20 protein-coding genes are annotated in these 21,249 nt (G+C 65.1%); 8 read left to right on the forward strand and 12 right to left on the reverse strand.

The features are described 5' to 3' along the window. Positions 1-137 precede the first annotated feature (137 nt). Together purD and ABDB81_RS05830 are read right to left on the reverse strand one after the other, a co-directional pair. Positions 138-1,406: a phosphoribosylamine--glycine ligase gene (purD, locus tag ABDB81_RS05825; RefSeq protein WP_137922917.1), complete on the reverse strand. Its 1,269-nt coding sequence runs from the start codon at positions 1,404-1,406 to the stop codon at positions 138-140. 82 nt (positions 1,407-1,488) lie between these two features. After that, a complete protein-coding gene (locus ABDB81_RS05830) occupies positions 1,489-2,214 on the reverse strand; it encodes a YebC/PmpR family DNA-binding transcriptional regulator (RefSeq protein ID WP_137922918.1) in 726 nt (241 codons plus the stop codon). 284 nt (positions 2,215-2,498) lie between these two features. Between ABDB81_RS05830 and ABDB81_RS05835 the strand changes: the two genes are divergently transcribed. Next, the gene (locus ABDB81_RS05835) at positions 2,499-4,031 is read left to right on the forward strand and encodes a helicase HerA-like C-terminal domain-containing protein (RefSeq protein WP_346810341.1); all 1,533 of its coding nucleotides are present in this window, start codon (positions 2,499-2,501) and stop codon (positions 4,029-4,031) included. An 85-nt stretch (positions 4,032-4,116) separates the two neighbouring features. Here ABDB81_RS05835 and ABDB81_RS05840 read toward each other — a convergent pair whose 3' ends face one another. From ABDB81_RS05840 to ABDB81_RS05850, 3 genes are all read right to left on the reverse strand, one after another. After that, positions 4,117-4,275 (reverse strand): DUF3149 domain-containing protein, encoded by a 159-nt coding sequence (locus tag ABDB81_RS05840; protein ID WP_137922920.1) that lies wholly within the window; start codon positions 4,273-4,275, stop codon positions 4,117-4,119. Positions 4,276-4,383: 108 nt separating this feature from the next. Next, positions 4,384-5,034, reverse strand: coding sequence for a uracil phosphoribosyltransferase (gene upp / locus ABDB81_RS05845; protein WP_137922921.1), 651 nt, complete (start codon positions 5,032-5,034; stop codon positions 4,384-4,386). A gap of 157 nt (positions 5,035-5,191) precedes the next feature. Then, positions 5,192-6,184, reverse strand: a complete 993-nt coding sequence (locus ABDB81_RS05850; RefSeq protein ID WP_137922922.1) for a tripartite tricarboxylate transporter substrate binding protein — start codon at positions 6,182-6,184, stop codon at positions 5,192-5,194. A 210-nt stretch (positions 6,185-6,394) separates the two neighbouring features. Here ABDB81_RS05850 and ABDB81_RS05855 point away from each other — a divergent pair, with 210 nt between their 5' ends. The 3 genes from ABDB81_RS05855 to ABDB81_RS05865 are packed head-to-tail and all read left to right on the forward strand — an operon-like array spanning position 6,395 to position 8,586. Continuing rightward, entirely contained in the window at positions 6,395-7,327 is a 933-nt protein-coding gene (locus ABDB81_RS05855; protein ID WP_346810344.1) for a DMT family transporter, read from the forward strand. A gap of 51 nt (positions 7,328-7,378) precedes the next feature. Continuing rightward, positions 7,379-8,167: an SDR family oxidoreductase gene (locus tag ABDB81_RS05860; protein ID WP_137922923.1), complete on the forward strand. Its 789-nt coding sequence runs from the start codon at positions 7,379-7,381 to the stop codon at positions 8,165-8,167. Then, positions 8,167-8,586 carry a methylglyoxal synthase gene (locus ABDB81_RS05865; protein ID WP_137922924.1) on the forward strand — a complete coding sequence of 140 codons (420 nt, stop codon included), beginning with the start codon at positions 8,167-8,169 and terminating at the stop codon, positions 8,584-8,586. Before ABDB81_RS05860 ends, ABDB81_RS05865 begins: the two co-directional genes overlap by 1 nt. Before the next feature lie 62 nt (positions 8,587-8,648). On the opposite strand, the gene ABDB81_RS05870 is transcribed toward ABDB81_RS05865, so the two are convergent. The 6 genes from ABDB81_RS05870 to ABDB81_RS05895 form a co-directional block, all read right to left on the reverse strand. Next, complete coding sequence (locus ABDB81_RS05870; protein ID WP_346810345.1) at positions 8,649-8,942, reverse strand: YkvA family protein; 294 nt, start codon at positions 8,940-8,942, stop codon at positions 8,649-8,651. Positions 8,943-9,103: 161 nt separating this feature from the next. After that, complete coding sequence (locus tag ABDB81_RS05875; protein WP_137922926.1) at positions 9,104-10,243, reverse strand: BMP family ABC transporter substrate-binding protein; 1,140 nt, start codon at positions 10,241-10,243, stop codon at positions 9,104-9,106. Between the two features lie 97 nt (positions 10,244-10,340). Beyond that, entirely contained in the window at positions 10,341-11,261 is a 921-nt protein-coding gene (locus tag ABDB81_RS05880) for an ABC transporter permease (protein ID WP_137922927.1), read from the reverse strand. 15 nt (positions 11,262-11,276) lie between these two features. Continuing rightward, entirely contained in the window at positions 11,277-12,371 is a 1,095-nt protein-coding gene (locus ABDB81_RS05885) for an ABC transporter permease (protein ID WP_346810349.1), read from the reverse strand. Next, positions 12,364-13,929: an ABC transporter ATP-binding protein gene (locus tag ABDB81_RS05890; RefSeq protein WP_346810352.1), complete on the reverse strand. Its 1,566-nt coding sequence runs from the start codon at positions 13,927-13,929 to the stop codon at positions 12,364-12,366. Before ABDB81_RS05890 ends, ABDB81_RS05885 begins: the two co-directional genes overlap by 8 nt. Positions 13,930-14,225: 296 nt before the next feature. Beyond that, positions 14,226-15,143 carry a pirin family protein gene (locus tag ABDB81_RS05895; RefSeq protein ID WP_346810355.1) on the reverse strand — a complete coding sequence of 306 codons (918 nt, stop codon included), beginning with the start codon at positions 15,141-15,143 and terminating at the stop codon, positions 14,226-14,228. Positions 15,144-15,886: 743 nt separating this feature from the next. Between ABDB81_RS05895 and ABDB81_RS05900 the strand changes: the two genes are divergently transcribed. From ABDB81_RS05900 to ABDB81_RS05915, 4 genes are read left to right on the forward strand one after another with little or no spacing between them, the layout of a single operon-like run. Then, positions 15,887-16,600, forward strand: a complete 714-nt coding sequence (locus ABDB81_RS05900; protein ID WP_346810358.1) for an ABC transporter permease — start codon at positions 15,887-15,889, stop codon at positions 16,598-16,600. Between the two features lie 15 nt (positions 16,601-16,615). Continuing rightward, the gene (locus ABDB81_RS05905; protein WP_137922932.1) at positions 16,616-17,554 is read left to right on the forward strand and encodes a glycine betaine ABC transporter substrate-binding protein; all 939 of its coding nucleotides are present in this window, start codon (positions 16,616-16,618) and stop codon (positions 17,552-17,554) included. 11 nt (positions 17,555-17,565) lie between these two features. Further along, positions 17,566-18,210 (forward strand): ABC transporter permease, encoded by a 645-nt coding sequence (locus ABDB81_RS05910; RefSeq protein WP_137922933.1) that lies wholly within the window; start codon positions 17,566-17,568, stop codon positions 18,208-18,210. Continuing rightward, complete coding sequence (locus ABDB81_RS05915; protein ID WP_137922934.1) at positions 18,207-19,424, forward strand: ABC transporter ATP-binding protein; 1,218 nt, start codon at positions 18,207-18,209, stop codon at positions 19,422-19,424. Before ABDB81_RS05910 ends, ABDB81_RS05915 begins: the two co-directional genes overlap by 4 nt. Positions 19,425-19,540: 116 nt before the next feature. Here the strand turns inward: ABDB81_RS05915 and ABDB81_RS05920 are convergent, their stop codons facing one another. After that, complete coding sequence (locus ABDB81_RS05920; protein WP_137922935.1) at positions 19,541-21,118, reverse strand: aldehyde dehydrogenase (NADP(+)); 1,578 nt, start codon at positions 21,116-21,118, stop codon at positions 19,541-19,543. Positions 21,119-21,249: the final 131 nt, after the last annotated feature.

Consider the following 21,249-nt stretch of genomic DNA (forward strand, 5'->3'; position numbering starts at 1 on the left):
CTGCGTGCGCCGGCCGTCATTGCGGTGTCATGATTGTACCGGCTTGATCCGCCCCGCGGGCTGCGGGGGCAATGTGGGCCGACTTCGAGACCCACTTCACGCCAACGCTGGCCGGATCCGTGCGGGTGACCGACTCGTTAGCGCTTGATCGCGCGATAGCCGATGTCGGTGCGGAACTGCATGCCGTCGAAGCGGATCTGCTCCACGGCGGCATAGGCGTTCTTCTGCGCGGCCTTGACCGTGTCGGCCAGGCCTACCACGCACAGCACGCGTCCACCGGACGTCAGCAGCGTGCCATCGGTCAGGGTGGTGCCCGCATGGAACGTCACGGCGTCGTCGGTCTCGGCCGGGATGCCGGTAATGGCATCGCCCTTGCGCGGGTTCTCGGGGTAGTCGTACGCGGCCATGACCACGCCCAGCGCGGTGCGGCGATCCCAATCCAGTTCAATCTGGTCGAGCTTGCCGTCCACGGCCGCTTCCATCACGTCCACGAGGTCGGTCTTCAGGCGCGCCATGATCGGCTGCGTCTCCGGATCGCCCATGCGGCAGTTGAATTCGAGCGTCTTCGGGTTGCCGTCCTTGTCGATCATCAGGCCGGCGTACAGGAAACCGGTAAACGGGATGCCGTCCTTTTCCATGCCGCGCACGGTGGGCAGGATGATCTCGCGCAGCGCACGGGCGTGCAGCGCAGGCGTGACCACCGGGGCCGGCGAATACGCGCCCATGCCGCCGGTATTCGGGCCCGCATCCGCGTCCAGCAGGCGCTTGTGGTCCTGGCTCGTGGCCAGGGCCAGCACGTTCTTGCCGTCGACCATGACGATGAAGCTCGCTTCCTCGCCCTCCAGGAACTCCTCGATCACCACGCGCGCACCGGCGTCACCGAGCTTGTTGTCGGCCAGCATCATGTCCACGGCGCTATGCGCTTCTTCCAGCGTCATGGCCACGACCACGCCCTTGCCAGCGGCCAGGCCATCGGCCTTGATCACGATCGGCGCACCTTGTGCGTCGATGTAGGCATGGGCGCCGGCTGCGTCCGAGAACGTCTGATAGTAGGCGGTGGGGATGCCGTGGCGATGCATGAACGCCTTGGCGAAGTCCTTCGACGATTCGAGCTGGGCAGCGGCCTTCGTCGGTCCGAAGATGCGCAGACCGCGTGCGCGGAACACGTCGACGATACCAGCGGCCAGCGGCGCCTCGGGGCCGACTACGGTGAACGCCACGCCTTCACGCTCCACAAAGGCGGCGAGCACCTCTGGATCGGTCAGCGGCACGTTCTGCAGACGCTTGTCGAGCGCCGTGCCCCCGTTGCCCGGGGCCACGTAGACGACCTGCATCTTGGGCGACTGGGCCAACTTCCAGGCCAGTGCGTGCTCACGCCCACCCGAACCGACAACCAAAACTTTCATGATCCACTGCCAGAAAAGAAACGCATGCGAGAAGCGGCAGCTGGACGAGGCCGGGCTGCCGCCATGGGGCGCGGTGCGAGGGTCAGTCCTCGATCACCGCGTTGGTAAAGACTTCCTGTACGTCGTCCAGGTTTTCCAGCGCGTCCAGCAGCTTTTGCATCTTGACGGCGTCGTCGCCGGTGAAGCTCACGTCGTTCTGCGGCTTCATGACCACATCGGCCACCTCGGCCTTGAAGCCGGCGGCTTCCAGCGCCGCCTTGACCTCGCCGAAATCGTTCGGCGGGCAGGTCACTTCGATCGAGCCATCTTCATTGGTCACCACGTCGTCGGCACCGGCTTCCAGTGCGGCGTCCATCAGCTTGTCCTCGGGCGTGCCGGGGGCGAACAGGAACTGGCCGCAGTGGGTGAACATGAACGCCACCGAACCTTCGGTGCCCATGTTGCCGCCGTGCTTCGAGAACGCGTGGCGGACTTCGGCCACGGTGCGGGTACGGTTGTCGGTCAGGCAGTCCACGATGATCGCGGCGCCCGACAGGCCGTAGCCTTCGTAACGGATTTCTTCGTAGTTCGCGCCTTCCAGGCCACCCACGCCGCGCTGGATCGCGCGCTGCATGTTGTCCTTGGGCATGTTCGCGTCCATGGCCTTTTCCATGGCCAGGCGCAGGCGCGGATTCGATTCGGCCTCACCGCCGCCAAGCTTGGCGGCCACGGTGATTTCCTTGATCAGACGCGTCCAGACCTTGCCGCGCTTCGCGTCAGCGGCGGCTTTCTTGTGTTTGATATTGGCCCATTTTGAATGACCGGCCATGTTTCTCTCCGAAGCGGAAAACGTGTCGTGTGATGTGGGAGCCCGGTGGCATGGCGCCGGCGGGATGCCGCGCGTGACCGGTTTCGGGTCGGTTTCCAGGTTTGTCCCTGACGATCCGGTGGCCACGCCATGTGATTGATGTGCCAATCTGCTGGCTATAATCAGCGCAGGATTTTATCACGCGCCCCTGCCGTGCCGCACCATGATCGATGGCCGGACACCGAGCGCCGCGCGGTTTCCTGCCTGTTTTCTGTCAATTGACACGCCGACTGCCGAGACCCGCCATGGCCGACCCCATCCTCATTGCCAAAAATGCCGATCACGACCTGATGCTGCTGCCCGAAATGGGGAACCGGCACGGCCTGATCACCGGCGCCACCGGTACCGGCAAGACCGTCACGCTGCAGACCCTGGCCCAAGGGTTCTCGCGCCTGGGTGTCCCCGTTTTCATGGCGGACGTCAAAGGTGATCTAACGGGCATTTCCCAGGCCGGCGTGGCATCGGACAAGCTCAAGGCCCGACTGTCCGAACATGGCTTGCCCGAACCCCTTTGGTGGGCCTGCCCGACTACGCTCTGGGATGTCTTCGGCGAGAAGGGGCACCCGGTGCGTGCCACGGTGTCGCACATGGGGCCGCTGCTGCTGTCCCGCATGCTCGAACTCAATGACACGCAGCAGGGGGTGCTGAACCTCGTGTTCCGCATTGCCGATGCCAATGGGCTGCTGCTGCTCGACGCCAAGGATCTGCGCGCGATGCTCCAGTACGTGGGCGATAACGCGAGCCAGTTCACGACCGAGTACGGGAATATTTCGTCGGCGTCGATCGGGGCCATCCAGCGCGGGTTGGTCGCACTGGAATCGCAGGGTGCGGACAAGTTCTTCGGCGAGCCGATGCTGAACCTGGAGGACTTCATCCAGACCGAGAAGGGGCAGGGCGTCATCAATATCCTGGCAGCGGACAAGCTCATGAATGCGCCACGGTTGTACGCCACCTTCCTGCTCTGGATGCTGTCGGAACTGTTCGAGAAGTTGCCCGAAGCCGGCGACCTGGACAAGCCCAAGCTCGTCTTCTTCTTCGACGAGGCCCACCTGCTGTTCAACGACGCGCCGAAAGGACTGCTCGACAAGATCGAGCAAGTCGTGCGGCTGGTGCGGTCCAAGGGTGTGGGCGTGTACTTCGTGACGCAGAACCCGGTCGATATCCCGGACACGGTCCTCGGCCAGCTTGGCAACCGCGTGCAGCACGCCCTGCGTGCGTTTACGCCGCGCGACCAGAAGGCAGTGAAGGTGGCAGCCACTACGATGCGTGCGAATCCAAAGCTCGATCTGGAGCAGGCGATCAGCGAACTGGGTGTTGGCGAGGCCCTGGTGTCATGCCTCGACGCCAAGGGTACGCCTGGTGTGACCGAGCGGGCGTGGGTGCTGCCGCCTGGGAGCCGCATCGGCCCGGCCACCGATGAGGAGCGCCGCGCCCTGATCGCCAACTCGCTTGTCGCTGGCACCTATGAAAAAACCATCGACCGCGAGTCGGCCTATGAAAAGCTGCGCGGCGAGGCCGTTGGCGCGGCGCGCGGCGCACCGACCGGCGCGAGCGACAAGGCGGGCGCAAAGCCTGCACCCGACGCAAAGGAAGAAGAAGGCAGCTGGGCTGGCGAGATCTTCGGCTCGCTGACACGCGGCACTGGCAAGACCGGCCGCGGCGATTCGATCCTGGAGTCGATGGCGAAATCCGCTGCCCGCACCGTGGGCTCGCAGGTCGGACGTGAACTGATCCGAGGCGTGCTCGGCAGTCTGCTGGGCGGGGGCAAGCGGAAGTAACAATACGTCTTCCGGCTTTCAGAAACGACATCGCCCGCATCTGGCGGGCGATTGTCATTGCGACTGTGCGGCTGCAGGAAACTCGTCACGGCTTGCCGACTGCTTTTCTTGCCGCCTCCGCATCCTCTCTTGCCTTGCGCGAGAACAGGCAGACGAAGAACGCTGCCATGCCGATGATGAATGCGATGACGGCCAGGCTGGCGAGGCCGGTGGCCGTGGAGGTCAGGATCTTCAGTGCTTCCATGGGGAGACTCCTTGTTGACGCCGGAAACGATGCCCGGACACGCGTCCCCAGTGTAGAAAGAGTCCACCCCGTAAAACGTTGAGGCGCGTCAAGCGCGCCCCATCGACTTCAGTTTTTGGTGCCGAACAGACGGTCGCCCGCGTCGCCGAGACCCGGGATGATATAGGCGTGCTCGTCGAGGTGGCTGTCCAGCGAGGCCACGAAGAGCTTCACGCCGGGGTGGGCCTTCTGGAAGACCTCGACACCTTCGGGGGCTGCCACCAGCGCAACGAAGGTGATGGCCTCGTCGGGCACGCCGCGGCGCTTGAGCACGTCCACGGCATGGGCCGCCGAGTAGCCGGTGGCGACCATCGGATCGCACAGGATGAACGAGCGGTCTTCCACATCGGGCAGGCGCACCAGGTATTCCACCGGGCGATGCTGCTCGTCGCGATACACGCCGATATGCCCGATGCGCGCCGACGGAATCAGTTCGACCAGGCCATCGCTCATGCCCACGCCCGCGCGCAGCACCGGCACGATCGTCAGCTTCTTGCCGGCGATGACAGGTGCTTCCAGCGGCACCAGCGGCGTGTCGATATGGCGGGTGGTCAGCGGAAGGTTGCGCGTGATCTCGTAACCCATCAGCAGCGTGATCTCGCGGAGCAACTCCCGGAACGTACGCGTCGACGTTTCCTTGTCGCGCATGTGCGAGAGTTTGTGCTGGATCAGTGGGTGATTGAGGATGAACAGATTGGGAAAGCGCGGATCTTGTTTCATGGCGGCTCGGCAGAGGCTCGACGAACTTTGTCGAAGTTCGGCAAAAGGAGGAGGCCCTCCCGGATACGGGAGGGCCGATGCAGCCGGATTGTAATGGATGGGGGCTGACCGCCGTTGCGCAGCGGCAGGAATTGCCGGGTGAAGGCAGCCGGGCGGGTCAGTCCACCGTGATGGCTGCCGATTTCGCCACCTTGCCGAACCGCTCGTACTCGGCCTGCGTCAGTGCCTGCAGTTCAGCCGCGCTGGACCCCTTCGGATTGAAGCCTGCCTGGGCCAGCTTGTCGCGCACCTCCGGCCGGGCCAGCGCCTCGACGAACGCGGAGTTGAGTGCCTGGACGATCGGTGCGGGCAGGTTGGCAGGGCCATAGACGCCAAACCACGGTTCCACGGCATAGCCAGACAGGCCGGCCTCGGCCAGCGTCGGCACGTTGGGCAGCGACGGCGCGCGTGTCTTGCCCGCCACCGCCAACGCACGCAGCTTTCCAGCCTGGATGTGCGGCAACGACGCGGGCAGGTTGTCGAACATCACGTTGACGTGGCCGCCGAGCATGTCGTTGATGGCCGGGCTGCTGCCTTTGTAGGGCACATGAACCAGTCCCGTCTGCGTCATCTGCGAGAACATGGCGCCCGCCAGATGCATCGAGGTACCCGTGCCGGCCGTGGCGTACGTCAGGCCGGGATGGGCCTTGGCATAGGCGATCAGTTCGGGCACGGTCTTGACCGGCAGGCTTTCGCTGACCTCCAGGACGATGGTCGACGTGCCGAGCAGGCTGATGGCCGTGAAGTCGCGGCGTGGGTCGAACGGGACGTGCTTGTAGATATGAGGATTCAGCGCATTCGTCGAAATGGCGCCGAAGCCGATGGTGTAGCCATCCGCCGCTGCCTTGGCCACGGCTTCCATGCCGATGTTGCCGCCCGCGCCGGGCCGGTTTTCGATCACCACGGGCTGGCCGAGCTTCTCGCCGACACGCTGGCCCACCGTGCGCGCCACCAGGTCGGTGGTGCCGCCCGCGGCGTACGGCACGATGAACCGGATCGGCTTGGACGGGAAGCCGTCAGCGGCGAAGGCGGGGGACATGCCTCCGGCAGCGAGCAACGTGGCGAGAAGCAGAAAAGCGCGCCGCGGCGCGGCGGTGGGGTGGGACGGCATGCGTCGGGTCTCCTTGATCTTTTTATCGGTTGCACCGTCCGGCCGGATCGCTCCCGTGCCGGGTCGGGCGCGGGTCATTGTATGGGAAAGCAGGTCATGCCGCCGGGGCCAGCCCGGGCGCCTTTTGACTTACAATCGGCGGGTTCGCCGGGTGCCATCGGCACACGACACCGACCGCCAGCGGCGACCACGCCCCAACCTGCTTTTCCCGTGTCCGCTTCCCAGAAGTCGCTCCCCTCGTCCCCGTCAGCAGGCGTTCACGCCGCGCATCGTGTCGGACTCGCCACTGCCGCCATCGGCGCGGTGCTCTTCTCCGCCAAGGCCATCGTGGCCAAGCTCATGTACCGCTACAACGTGGATGCCGTGATGGTCATCACGCTGCGCATGCTGCTATCGGCACCACTGTTCATGGCGATCGGCTGGTGGCAGGCGCGCAAGCTGCCGGCGTTGTCATGGGCGGATCGCGGGCGCGTGGTGTTCCTGGGCATCATCGGCTACTACCTGTCGAGCTTCCTCGACTTCCTCGGCCTGCAATACATCACCGCCGGGCTGGAGCGGCTGATCCTCTTTCTGACGCCGTCGTTCGTGCTGCTGTTCACCGCGCTGGTGTTCCGCCGTCCCATCCATGGTCGCCAATGGATTTCGCTGTTATTGGCTTACGCAGGTATCGTGCTCGTGTTCGTGCATGACCTCGACGTCAGTGGCGCGAAGGTCTGGCTGGGCGGAGCGCTGGTGCTGGCCAGTGCGTTGTCGTATGGTGTCTACCTGATTCTGAGCGGCGAGCTGGTACAGCGGGTGGGCTCGCTGCGGCTTGTGGCCTACGCCATGTGCGTGTCCACGCTTTGCTGTGTGATCCAGTATGCGGTGCTGGGCCGGCCCGTAGCCGAACTGGCGCAACCGGCGCCGGTGCTGTGGCTGTCGGCCATCAACGCGGTGTTCTGCACGGTGCTGCCGGTCTCGCTGACGATGATCGCGGTGGCGCGCATCGGCGCGCCGCTGGCGTCGCAAGCCGGCATGATCGGCCCGGTGTCCACGCTGGCCCTGGCGTTCTGGGTGCTGGGCGAGCCGATCACCGGGGTGCAACTGGCCGGTGGCGCGCTGGTGATGGGCGGCATGTATCTGCTGTCGATGAAGAAAGTCTGAAGCAAACCCTGAAACTAGTTTTGACGGTTCAACCAAGGAAGGAGAGAGACCATGGATTTCGGACTGCGCGGTAAGCATGCATTGGTGTGCGGCGCCAGCAAGGGCCTCGGGTTCGCGTGTGCCGAAGCGCTCGCGGCGGAAGGTGTCGACGTGGTGATCGTCGCGCGCGGTGCGGAGGCACTGGAGAAGGCTGCTGCCGACCTGCGCGCCCGCTACGGCCGCCGCGTGCTGGCGGTGGCGACCGACATCACCACGCCGGAAGGCCGCAAGCTGGCGCTTGACGCCGTAGCCAAGCTCGGTGATCTCGACATCCTCGTGAACAACGCCGGTGGTCCGCCCCCGGGCAACTTCCGGGATTGGGGCCGCGACGAATGGCTGGCCGCACTCGACGCCAACATGCTGACCCCGATCGAACTGATCAAGGCCACCGTGGACGGCATGATCGCGCGCCGCTGGGGCCGCATCGTCAATATCACGAGCGGGGCGGTCAAGGCACCGATCGACGTGCTGGGCCTGTCCAACGGCGCCCGTTCTGGCCTGACTGGCTTCGTGGCCGGCCTGGCGCGCGAAGTGGCGCAGCATGGCGTGACCGTGAACAACCTGCTGCCAGGGCCGTTCGACACCGACCGCCTGAAGAAAACGATGGAAGGCGGTGCCCAGAAGGCTGGCATCAGCATCGACGAAATGGCCAAGCGTCGTGCCGCGCTGAATCCGTCGCGCCGCTTCGGCGAAGCGTCCGAGTTTGGCGCCACCTGCGCGTTCCTGTGCAGCAAGCAGGCCGCTTTCATGACGGGCCAGAACGTGCTGCTCGACGGCGGCGCCTACCCGGGGACATTCTGATGGCTGTCCTGCGGCCTGACGGGGGGTGCAAGGCCCGCATCGCGTTGATTGCCCACGATCACAAGAAGGATGACATCGTCGCCTTCGCGGGCCGTCATCGCGAATTCCTCGCCCGCTGCGACCTGCTGGCGACGGGTACGACGGGCGGACGGATCGCCGACGAAACCGGGTTGCCCGTCTCACGGATGCTGTCCGGTCCGTGGGGTGGCGACCTGCAGATCGGCTCGCAACTGGCCGAGGGCAGGGTGACCGCCGTGATTTTCCTGCGCGATCCGATGACGCCTCAACCGCACGAACCGGACATCAACGCGCTGGTTCGTGCATGCGATGTCCACAACGTGCCGTGCGCCACCAACCTGGCAACGGCCGAACTGCTGATTGCGGAACTGGCGCGGCAGTGTGCGGAGGCGGAGAAGTAGTAAGCGAGACGAAAAAAACCGCTGCCAATGCAGCGGCTTTTTTTACCTCGACGCAGACACCGTCAGCGCGGCCTGACGGTCGTCGCCGTCGCCCGCAGTTCCGCTTGCCTCAGGATATGCGGCGGCAGTCGCTTGAGGATCAGGTGGACGGCCAGGGGGATGATCACTACGTCGTCGACGATGCCGAGTCCGGCGATGACGTCGGGCACCACGTCGATCGGAGAGAGTGCATAGGCCAGCAGGCCGAATGCAGCAGGCTTGAGCCAGGGCGGTGCATCGGGGTGGCGCAGGGCGTACCAGAACAGGCGGCCGTCACGGCGCACCAGTGTCCAGAGGGCAGAGAATCGCTTCCACATGATGGGCCTCCTTGGTCACACGATCAGCGGGTATGAGCAAGTAGCTTGGGCCGGTGTGGGTCGATTCAAGTTCCCCGGCGCGGGGAACGAAACAATCCGGCAGAAAAAACGCCGGCACGAGGCCGGCGTTTTCGTCACAGGGCAGAAGCTGCCACGGGATATCAGCCCGGCACGTTGCCTTCCACACCTTCCACGTAGAACTTCACGTTGTGCAGGAACGCGTCGTCTGCGGCCTTGCCGTCAGCCAGTTGTTCCTTGCCCGTGTTGTCCTTGAGCGGACCCTTCCAGATCGGTGCGGAGCCGTCGATGATGCCCTTCTTGCGTTCTTCCACAAGTGCCTTGACGTCCTCAGGCACCACGGCGTTGAACGCCTTCAGGTCGATCATGTTTTCCTTCAGGCCCCACCAGATGGTGCTGTTCTTCCACTGGTTGTTCAGCACGTCTTCCACGACCTTGTTGTAGTACACGCCCCACGAGATCACGGAGGCGGCCAGGTGGGCCTTCTCGCCAAAGCGGGTCATGTCGCTATCCCAGCCGAATGCGTAGACACCCTTTTCCTGGGCCGTCTGCACCACGGCGGCGGAGTCGGTGTTCTGCATCAGCATGTCCACGCCCTGGCCGATCAGCGTGGTGGCGGCTTCGCGCTCCTTGCCCGGATCGAACCACTTGTTCACCCATACCACCTTGACGGTAGCCTTCGGGTTCACCGAACGCGCACCCAGGGCGAAAGAGTCGATGTTGCGGATGACTTCGGGAATCGGTACCGATGCCACCACGCCCATCTTGCCGCTCTTGCTCATCTTGCCCGCCACCACGCCAGCCAGGTACGCGCCTTCATAGGTGCGCACATCGTACTGGGCAAGGTTGTCGGCAGTCTTGAAGCCCGTGGCGTGTTCGAACTTCACGTCCGGGAATTCCTTCGCCACCTTGAGCATCGACTCCATGTAGCCGAACGTGGTGCCGAAGATCAGCTTGTTGCCCTGGCTGGCCAGGTCACGGAACACGCGCTCCGCATCGGCGGCGGATTCGGGCACGTTCTCGACGAACGTGGTCTTCACCTTGTCGCCGAACTTGGCTTCCACAGCCTTGCGGCCGGCATCGTGGGCGTAAGTCCAGCCGGCATCGCCAACCGGTCCGATGTAGACGAAAGCCACCTTGAGCGGCTCGGCGGCCGCAGCGGCCGGTGCCGAGGCAGCACCGGTCTCGGCGGGCTTGTCGGCTTCCTTCTTGCCGCAGCCGGCCAGGGCCAGCACAGCGGTAGCGGCCAGGGCCGCCAGCGTGGTCCTGCGTGTCACGATCATCGATCTCTCCTTGATAAAGCGTCTTTGTGATGTGGTTTGACTTCGGGTTGATGCTTTCTTGTTGAAGCTTTGGTGATGCGTTTTCGGTGATGCGTTTTCAGGCGCTGCCTGGACGGAACGGCTTGCCTAGCGACGCCGGCATATTGAGTCGGATCCACGCAGGATTCCGAGAGATCAGTGCCAGCACGACGATGGTGGCCGCGTACGGCAGCATCGACAGGAACTGCGATGGCACGGAGACGCCGATGCCTTGCAGATAGAACTGCAGGATCGTCACGCCGCCAAACAACCACGCGCCGATCAGCACGCGCCCGGGCCGCCAGGTGGCGAAGGTGGTCAGCGCCAGCGCAATCCAGCCGCGCCCCGCGACAAGGTTTTCCACCCACATCGGCGTGTAGACCAGCGACAGGTAAGCGCCAGCCAGTCCGCAGCAGGCGCCGCCAAACAGCAGCGCGCAGAACCGGATCCAGCGCACCGGGTAACCCAGCGCATGGGCCGATTCCGGCGATTCGCCGATGGCGCGCAGCGTCAGTCCGGCCCGCGTGCGGAACAGGAACCACATGATGGCAAAGCACAGCAGCAGGCTGAAATAGACCATCCAGTGATGCTGGAAGAAGGCGGGGCCGACGAAGGGCAGGTCGGCCAGTCCGGGCACGGCCTTGGCCTGCGCTGGCATGGCGAAGCCGACGAAGCGTTGCGCCATGAAAGCAGACAGGCCCGTGCCGAAGATCGACAGTGCGAGCCCGGTTGCCACCTGGTTGGTCGCCAGCACCAGCGCGAGCCAGGAGAACAGCGTGGCCATCAGCATGCCGGCGCCCGCGCCGGCGATGAAACCGAGCATGGGCGACTGGGTTTGATAGCCGACCATGAAGCCGAACGCGGCGGCTACCAGCATCATGCCTTCGGCGCCGAGGTTCAGCACGCCAGCGCGTTCGTTGACGAGCAGGCCGAGTGCGGCCAGCAGCAGCGGGGTACCGGCGTTGATCGCCGTGGCGATCAGGGGAGCGAGTTGTTCCATGTTGTCAGCTCCGGGTCAGGCGGCACGAGCGCGCCAGCGCAAGCGGTTGTCGATCAGCGTGTCGCACGCCAGCAGGAAGAACAGCAGCATGCCCTGGAACACCCATCCAAGCGCCGAAGGCAGGCCCAGCCGCGACTGCGCCATTTCTCCGCCGATATAGAACAGCGACATCACGATGCCGCCGAACACGGCGCCCACCGGATGCAGCCGGCCCACGAACGCCACGATGATGGCGGTGAAGCCGTAGCCCGGGGAGATCGATGGCAGCAACTGTCCGATCGGACCCGTCACCTCGAACGCGCCGGCCAGTCCGGCCGTGGCGCCCGAAATCAGCAGCGCGCTCCACAGCGCGCTGCGCGACGAGAATCCCGCATAGCGCGCGGCAAGCGGCGCGGTGCCGCCCACCTGCAGCCGGTATCCGGCAAAGCTGCGGAAGATGAAGATCGACATGATCACCACCAGCACCAGCATCACCGCAAAGCCCACATGCAGGCGCGAACCGGGCAGCAGGTTGGGCAGCAGGAAGGCCGAGGCGAACACCTTCGACTGCGGGAAGTTCATGCCGTTGGGGTCTTTCAGCGGACCATTGACCACCCAGAGCAGCAACTGCTGGGCAATGTAGGTCAGCATGAGCGACACCAGGATCTCGTTGGCGTTGAAACGGTCCTTGAGCAGCGCGGTCAGCGAGGCCCACACCATGCCGCCGACGCAGCCGGCCAGCGCCGCCAGCGTCAGCACGACAAAGCCGCTCGTCGTGTTGCCGGGCACATCGAACCACAGCACGGTGGCGCCAGCAAAAATGCCACCGAGGATCAACTGCCCATCGGCGCCGATGTTCCAGATGTTGGCGCGGTAGCACACCGACAACCCGAGCGCGCACAGCACCAGCGGTACGGTCTTGAGCAGCACCTCGCCAATGGCGCGCGTGTCCTTTACCGGATCGACGAGAAACACCTTGAGCCCGGCCACCGGGTCCTTGCCGATGGCGAGGAACAGCAGCGCACCGAACAGCAGCGTCAGCACGAGAGCGAAGACGGGCGAGGCGTAGGCGAGGGCGCGCGACGGTGTGCCGCGCGGCGAGAGCGTGATGGGAGATTGCAATTTAGCCATGAGTGGGTGCCTCCGCGGTGGCGTCCCGCTCGCTGGCGGGACCGCCTTCCCAGAGGCCGCTCATCCAGAGTCCTACCTGCTCGCGCGTGGCGGTTTCGACGGAGATCGATGGCGAGAGGTGGCCTTTGGCGATGACGTGGAGCCGGTCGCAGATCGCGAACAGTTCATCGAGTTCTTCGGAGACGACGAGGATCGCGCAGCCGGTGGCCTTGAGCGCGAGGATCTCGTTGTGGATCTGCGCGGCGGCGCCCACGTCCACGCCCCAGGTGGGTTGCGCGACGATCAGTACTTTCGGGCCGGCCTCGATTTCTCGTCCGACGATGAACTTCTGCAGGTTGCCGCCCGAGAGGCTGCGCGCCAGCGCGTCAGGGCCGCTGGCCTTGACGCGGAAACGTTTGATGATGCTGGCGGCCAAGCCTTCGGCCGCGCCGGTAGAGACCATGCCGCTGCGCACGTACGGCGGCGTCTGATGCGACAGCAGCACGTTCGACGACAGGCTCATGCCCGGCACCGCGCCGCGTCCCAGCCGCTCCTCGGGTACGAACGCCAGCCCGGCCCGGCGGCGCTCACGCGCGTCGAGCTTTCCTGCGGGGCGGCCGTCGAGGTGCACGGCGGCAGCGGCGCCGCGTGCGTCCTCGCCTGACAGCGCCGCCAGAAGTTCCTGTTGTCCGTTGCCCGATACCCCGGCGATGCCGACGATCTCGCCCGCATGCACGTCCAGCGAAATGCGTTCCAGTGCCGTGCCGAACTGGTGCGCGCGCGCCATCGTGAGGTCGCGCACGGCAAGTCGCACCGGTCCGCGCTCGGTGGTCACGCGCGCCTCGCGCGGCGGCTCGCCGCCAATCATCATGCGCGACAGCGACGCCGCGCTTTGCTCGCGCGGATCGCACACGCCGGTCACGCGACCCATCCGCATGACGGTGGCGTGGTGGCACAGCGCGCGGATCTCGTCGAGCTTGTGGCTGATGTAAAGGATGCTCGTACCCTCGGCGGCTAGCTTGCGCAGCGTGACGAAGAGCGTTTCCACGGCCTGAGGCGTCAGCACCGAAGTGGGCTCGTCGAGGATCAGCAGTTGCGGATCGGCCAGCAATGCGCGGACGATTTCCACGCGCTGGCGCTCGCCCACGGACAGCGTGTGAACGTGGCGGCCAGGCTCCAGCGGCAGGCCATAGCGTTCGGCCGTGGCGCGGATACGCTCGCTGAGCTGCTTCATGTTGCCGGCGTCTTTCGGCGGCAGGCCCAGCGCGATGTTCTCGGCCACGGTCAGCGTGTCGAACAGCGAGAAATGCTGGAAGACCATGGCGATGCCCAGATTACGGGCGTCGTGCGGACTGGCGATCGAGACTGGCGCCCCGTTGAAGTGCATCTCGCCAGCGTCGGGTCGAACCGCGCCGAAGATGATCTTCATGAGGGTGGATTTGCCGGCGCCATTCTCGCCGAGGACGGCATGGATCTCGCCCGGTGCGACGGTCAGGCTGACGTCGTCATTGGCGGTCACGCCGGGGTAGCGCTTGGTGATATGCGCAAGCGCCAGCCTGGGGGGTGTTTGTAATGTCACTGAGGCGGCTCGAATTATTGTGGCAGCAACGTTTGGGCACTTGTGACGGCGGCTGTGCGTGGCGCAGCATCGCCGCGCACCATGCCTTCATCATCATGAATGCGTGATGATCGGAATTAGCGTTGAATTATATAAGTGCGTGGGGGCTGGCCGGACCACATTGACCCTCTAACCGTGCCCCACAACGGTTACGGGGAGGTTGCAAGTCGCGTGCCGGCCACACTGGCAAAGAAAAACCGCCGCGCTGCCGGTCAGGGCAGGGCGGCGGTCTGGGTTGACCTCAGTCAAGGCCAGGGTTACCCGGCGCTGGCACGTATCGTGGCGAAGCGGCCGTCGCGGAAGTCGGCCAGGGTCTGGTAGATCTGTTCCTGCGTGTTCATCACGAACGGGCCGTACTGTGCGATCGGCTCGTTCAGCGGCTGTCCGGCGATCAGCAGGAAGCGGGCATCCTCGCTGGCTTCCACCACCACGCCGTCGGATTGCCCGGCGTTGTCGAGTACTCCCATTCGCTGGGCTTCGAGCACGGCGGCATCCGCCTCGCCGACCTTCACTGTGCCCCGGTACACGTAGAGGAACGCGTTATGGCCAGCGGGCAGCGTCTGCGCAAAGGTCTGGCCGGCAGGCAGATGCACGTCGAGATACAGTGGCTCGGTCACGGGCCGCGTTACCGCGCCCGCCACGCCGTGCGAGGCGCCAGCCAGCACGCGAACGGTGCCGCCCGACGGCAGCGCCACGGTCGGAACCTCCGCCGACGGAATGTCGCGATACCACGGCGTCGTCATCTTGTCCGCGGCCGGCAGGTTCAGCCAGAGCTGGAATCCTTCCATGCGGCCATCTTCCTGTTCAGGCAATTCCGAGTGCACCACGCCGGAACCCGCCACCATCCACTGCGCGCCGCCGTTCTCCAGCAGCCCTTCATGCCCGGCGCTGTCGCGATGGCGCATGCGCCCGGCCAGCATGTACGTGATGGTTTCGAAGCCGCGATGCGGATGATCGGGGAACCCGCCGATGTAGTCGTCCTTGTTGTCGGTGCCGAAGGCGTCGAGCATCAGGAACGGGTCCAGGCGGCGCTGCAGGTTCTGCGTGAGGACGCGCGTCAGCTTGACGCCGGCGCCGTCGGATGTGGCAATGCCACGCACCACGCGGTCCACGACGCGTGAGCGCTGCACGGTTTCCGTGGCGGTGGCTGGTACGGTGGAAATGCGAGTGGTCATGTCTGTTCTCCGGTTGCGACGGCCGGGGCGGAAAACGCAAGGCCCGCCGTTCGATCTACCCATGCAATGTAAGGGTTTGGCGGAAAAGCGGTAGACGGCAGGCCGGCAACAGATCGTTCCAAAGTTGGGACGAAGTTGGCGCGACAGCAGTGAAAAATAGAACGACAGGGCGCGTGGATCGGATCAGGACCCGAGGTCTCTCCCTCGTCGGAAAACGCCGATGGTCAGCGCGCTACCTCCCGTTCCCCAATAGCCGGATTTCCGCAATTTTCCCGCCGGGAAGCGCCGGATTTGGGCGGAAGATGACAGGATGACGGAAGTTGTGTAGAATAGCGGTCTCTTTGTCATCCGTTGCTGAGAATTGTGGTGGGCGAGCCTGCACTCCGAACCCCCGCAATCCGTTGTACAGCAACGGCCGATTGACCGACGGCGCCAACCGAAAGCGCGTTCAACACGACATCAGTCGCCGTCACGGGCCAACCTGGGTTTCACCTCAGCGTTGCGCCGCACCTGCGGGTTCGGGCCTCACGCCTGAATCCCATCAACGGGTGATTCGCTGATCTCCGGTCGGCGTCGCACCCAAGTCCGTCCGCTGGCAATCCTGCCAGTCATGGCGGCAAGGCAATCTGAATCGGGCCCCGGCGGGCACCCATCGACAAATACCGCCGGCCCTATTGTTTTCCGCATCTGAAATGTGGCGATTGATCCATTTTCGTCGCAGTTCGGAGTTGGAGAGGGGAAGTATGTCAAAGCAAACCATCCGGGCTGTGGCCTGGGGCGGCGTCGTTGCCGTTGCATTGGTCGGGCTCGTCTCGTGGATCGGCGTCGATGTCATCCGCCAGTACCAGGAGCGCCTGCTCTACAACGTAGCCGACCACCTTCGCCTTGTGGCGATCTCGATGACGCTTGCGCTGCTGACCGGCTTGCCGGCAGGCATTGCACTGAGCCGCCCGTGCATGCGCCGCTGGGCGGACAAGCTGATGCAGGTCTTCAATATCGGCAACACCGTGCCGTCGCTGGCAGTACTGGCCCTCGCGCTGGCTGTGCTGGGCATCGGCGAGCGACCGGCCATTCTGGCCCTGTGGCTCGCCTCGCTGCTGCCGATCGTGCGCAATACCTATGAAGGGCTGCGCACGGTATCGCCCGCGCTCAAGGAAGCCGCACGCGGTATCGGCATGACGCCGTGCCAGCGTCTGGTGCGCGTGGAACTGCCCAATGCGCTGCCAGTCATCCTTGCCGGCGTGCGAATCAGCCTGGTGATCAATGTCGGCACCGTGCCGCTGTCGTTCCTGATCGGCGCGAACAGCCTCGGCGAAATGATTTTCCCGGGCATTTACCTGAACAACCAGCCGCTGTTGTTGCTGGGCGCCGCCGCCACCGCGCTGCTGGCCCTGGCGCTGGACGCGCTGTTCGCCGCGGCGGGGCATGTGTACCTGCGCCGACGCGGACTCGCCTGAGTGAGGAATCGCATCATGACCAAACCGATACACCGCCTGACCGAAGGCCGGGCGTTCTGGCTGCTGGCCGCCATTGGCGTGGCCGCCGCCGCACTGCTGCTTGGCACGGCCCCGGCGCGCGCCCAGGAAGGCGCCAGCCAAGTGCGCGTGGGTGGCAAGAATTTCACCGAGCAGTTGATCCTGTCGTCGATGACCACGCAGTACCTCAAGGCCAAGGGCATCGACGCCACGCTGACGTCGGGCCTGGGCAGCACGCTGATGCGCCAGGCCATGGAGTCGAACCAGCTCGACGTGGTGTGGGATTACACCGGCACTGCGCTAATCGTTTTCAACAAGGTCGAGGAGAAACTCGATGGCCCCGCCGCCTACGCCCGCGTGAAGGAAATGGACGCCGGCAAGGGGCTGGTCTGGCTCGCGCCCTCCGAGATCAACAACACCTATGCGCTGGCCATGCCGAAGGAGCGCGCGGCAGGCATTACCAAACTTTCGGCCTACGCCGCGAAGATGCGCGCCGACGGCGAGGACACGAAGCATCCGCTGGCCGTGGACATGGAGTTCGCCGCCCGTCCCGATGGCCTGGAGCCACTGAAGGCTGCCTACAAGCTGCCTTTCACGCGAAAGGACGTGATCCAGCTCGATCCGGGTCTGGTCTATCTAGCCCTCAGGAACAACCAGGTGGACCTCGGGCTGGTCTACGCGACCGATGGGCGCGTGAAGGGCTTCGACCTCGTGCTGCTCGAGGACGACCTGGGTTTCTTCCCGCCGTATAACGCTGTTCCCGTGGTGCGCAAGGCTGTACTCGACGCGCGGCCCGAACTGGCGAACCTGCTGAATGCGCTGTCAGCAAAGCTCGACAACGCCGCGATGACCGACATGAACTACCAGGTCGACATCAACCATGAGCCCGTTGACAAGGTGGCTGGCGATTTCCTGCGCAGCCACGGCCTGATCTGAGGAGCCAGAACATGTGGAATTACCTCCAGAACAACTGGGCCATGCTGCTGCGCCTGACGGGCGAACATCTCGCCCTCGTCGGGTCGGCCGTGGGCATGGCCATCGTGATCGGTGTGCCGCTCGGCATCCTGATTACCCGCCACCGCTTCCTGGCCACGCCGCTGCTGGCGCTGGCCACTGTGGTGCTGACGTTGCCGTCCATCGCACTGTTCGGGCTGATGATCCCGATCTTCGCGCGCTTCGGACACGCGCTCGGTTATGTGCCGGCCGTGACCGCCGTCTTCCTCTACTCGTTGCTGCCGATCATGCGCAACACGTACACGGCATTAGCCAACGTTGATGCCGGCATCCAGGAGGCGGGACGCGGCATCGGCATGACCACCTGGCAGCGCATGCGGCTGGTGGACCTGCCGCTGGCCGTGCCGGTGATCCTCGGCGGGGTACGTACTGCCGTGGTGATGAACATCGGCGTGGCCACCATTGCCGCCGTCGTAGGCGCGGGCGGCCTCGGCGTGCTGATCCTGCAAGCGATCGGCCAGACCAACATGACCAATGTGGCCGTGGGCGCGGTACTCGTCAGCCTGCTCGCCATCGTCGCCGACGTCGCCCTGCAGTCCCTGCAGCGCGCACTGACACCGAAAGGAATCCGACAATGATCGAACTCGACAAACTCACGAAAGCCTTCCCCCAGAAGGACGGTTCCGAAGTGCGGGCCGTGAACGAGGTCAGCATGACCGTGCCGCGCGGCGAGATCTGCGTGTTCCTGGGGCCGTCCGGCTGCGGCAAGACCACCACGCTCAAGATGATCAACCGGCTGATCGAGCCGACTTCGGGCACGGTGCGCATCGATGGCGAGGACACTGCCGGTATCGACGGCGTGGCGCTGCGTCGCAAGATCGGCTACGTGATCCAGCAGATCGGCCTGTTCCCGAACATGACCATCGAGGAAAACATCATGGTCGTGCCGCGCCTGCTGGGCTGGGACAAGAAACAGTGCCGCGAGCGCGCCCGCGAACTGATCCGCATGGTGCAACTGGACCCGGACAAGATGCTCAAGCGGTATCCGCGCGAACTCTCGGGCGGCCAGCAACAGCGGATCGGCGTGATCCGCGCACTCGCCGCCGACGCGCCGGTGCTGCTGATGGACGAGCCGTTCGGCGCCGTGGACCCGATCAACCGGGAGAGCATCCAGAACGAGTTTTTCCAGATGCAGCGTGCGCTTGGCAAGACCGTGATCATGGTCTCGCACGACATCGACGAGGCCATCAAGCTCGGCGACAAGGTGGCCGTATTCCGCGGCGGCCGGCTCGTGCAGTTCGATCATCCCGACGCACTGCTGGCACACCCTGCCGATGACTTCGTGCAGGCCTTCGTGGGCCACGACAACACGCTGAAGCGCCTGCTGCTGGTGCGCGCTGGCGATGCCGCCACGATGCCGCCGACGGCCCGCCCGGACATGTCGCTGGCGGAAGCCTTCGGCGTCATGGATGAAGCGGATGTGCGCCATTTGCCCGTGGTGGACGATCAGCGCGCCCTCGGCTACGTCACGCGCCGCGACGTGCGCGCTGCGTTAGCCAAGGGCGGCAACTGCGCGGAAGTTATGCGACAGTTCACCACCACGGCGGCCTTCGACGAACACTTGCGCATCGTGCTGTCGCGCATGTACCAGCACAACACGAGCTGGCTGCCCGTGATCGATGGCGATGGCATGTACCTCGGTGAAGTGACGCAGGAATCGATCGCCGACTACCTCAGCTCGGGACGCTCGCGCGGCAACGCGCCAGTGATCCAGCCACCGGCGAGTTCGCCGCTGGCGATGATCGGGCCGGCGGAGGCGCCGGTGCCGGGTAGGGAGAAGGTGGCGGCGTAAGTCGCTCCCCTCTCTATGGGGCGCTCCCCTCTCCCACTTTGTGGGAGAGGGGAGCGCCCCGAAGCAGTATCAAAAAAAACGGCCACGTGGCCGTTTTTTTCACTCCAACACGCCAATCAAGCGTGACCCAGTTCGCCGTCCTTCAGGCGCCACAGGTTCAGCGGGTTGCCATCCTTCAGCGCTTCAGGCAGCAGGCCGGCCGGCAGATTCTGGTAGCAGACCGGGCGCAGGAAGCGGTCCAGCGCCGAGGTGCCCACCGACGTCGTGCGCGTATCGGACGTGGCCGGGAACGGGCCGCCGTGGACCATGGCGAAGCAGACTTCCACGCCAGTCGGGTAGCCGTTGAACAGGATACGGCCGACCTTGCGTTCCAGTGCCGGCAGCAGCTTGGCCGCGATTGCCTGATCGCCAGCGTCGGCTTGTACCGTGGCGGTCAGTTGGCCTTCCAGGATGCGCGTGACGGCCACCAGGGCATCGGCGTCCTTGCAGACCACGAGTACCGTCGAAGGACCGAACACTTCGGCGTGCATGCGGTGATCGGCAACGAACTTGTCTGCCGACGTTTCAAAGAACACCGGACGAGCCTGGTTCGGGCCCGTTGCATCCACACCGCAAGCGGCGCGCGTCAGACCCGCGACTTCCGACAGTTGCGCCACACCGCGCTCGAATGCGGCGTGGATGCCCGGCGTCAGCATCGTGCCAGCCGGCTTGCCGGTCAGCGCGGTGTGCGCAGCGGCACGGAATTTCTCCAGCGCCGGACCTTCAACTGCCAGCAGCAGGCCCGGATTCGTGCAGAACTGGCCCACGCCCATCACGAGCGAATCCACCAGGTCACGGGCGATCTGCTCGCCGCGTGCGTTGAGCGCTTCCGGCAGCAGGTACACCGGGTTGATGCTGCTCATTTCCGCATACACCGGAATCGGTACCGGACGGCTGTTGGCCACGTTCATCAGCGCCAGACCGCCAGCGCGCGAACCCGTGAAGCCCACGGCTTGAATGACCGGATGGGCCACCAGTGCGGTGCCGATGGCGTTGCCTACGCCTTGCACCATCGAGAACACGCCTTCCGGCAGGCCCGCATCGGCCACAGCCTTTTGAATCACGCGACCCACCAGTTCGGACGTGCCCGGGTGCGCCGGGTGCGCCTTGGCGACCACCGGGCAACCTGCTGCCAGTGCCGACGCGGTATCGCCACCGGCCACCGAGAAGGCCAGCGGGAAGTTGCTGGCGCCAAACACGGCCACGGGACCCACGGCGATGCGCTGCATGCGCAGGTCGGGGCGCGGCGGGGTGCGCTCGGGCAGGGCGCTGTCGAGCGTGGCGCCTTGCCAGCGGCCATCGCGAAGCACGCGTGCGAACAGGCGCAACTGGCCGGCAGTGCGGCCGCGCTCGCCTTGCAGGCGGGCGATCGGCAGGGCCGTTTCAGCGTGCGCACGCTGGATCAGTTCATCGCCGAGACCTTCCAGGCCCGTAGCGATGGCTTCCAGGAACGTCGCGCGTTGGTCGGGCGAGGTGGCGCGGAAGGTGTCGAATGCGGCTTCGGCCAGCGCGCAGGCGCGGTCCACATCCGCGGCGGTGCTGCCCTGGTAGGCGGGTTCGAGCTTCTCGCCCGTGGCCGGGTTGATGCCGTGGAAAGTCTCTTCAGTGCCGCGCGCGGCGATGGCGCCGATCAGCATTTCGCCAGAAATCGTCATGATTGGGTCCTGCGGGAAAAGTGATGAAAGGACGGCCAGAACACCGTCACGCAAGGGGAGAGGCAGGCAATGGTGCCTGCCGATGGAACTGCATGGGATGCCGACCGGAAGCGTCGTAAGACATCATATGA

Source organism: Cupriavidus sp. DL-D2, from assembly GCF_039710735.1.
Taxonomy (GTDB): Bacteria; Pseudomonadota; Gammaproteobacteria; order Burkholderiales; family Burkholderiaceae; genus Cupriavidus.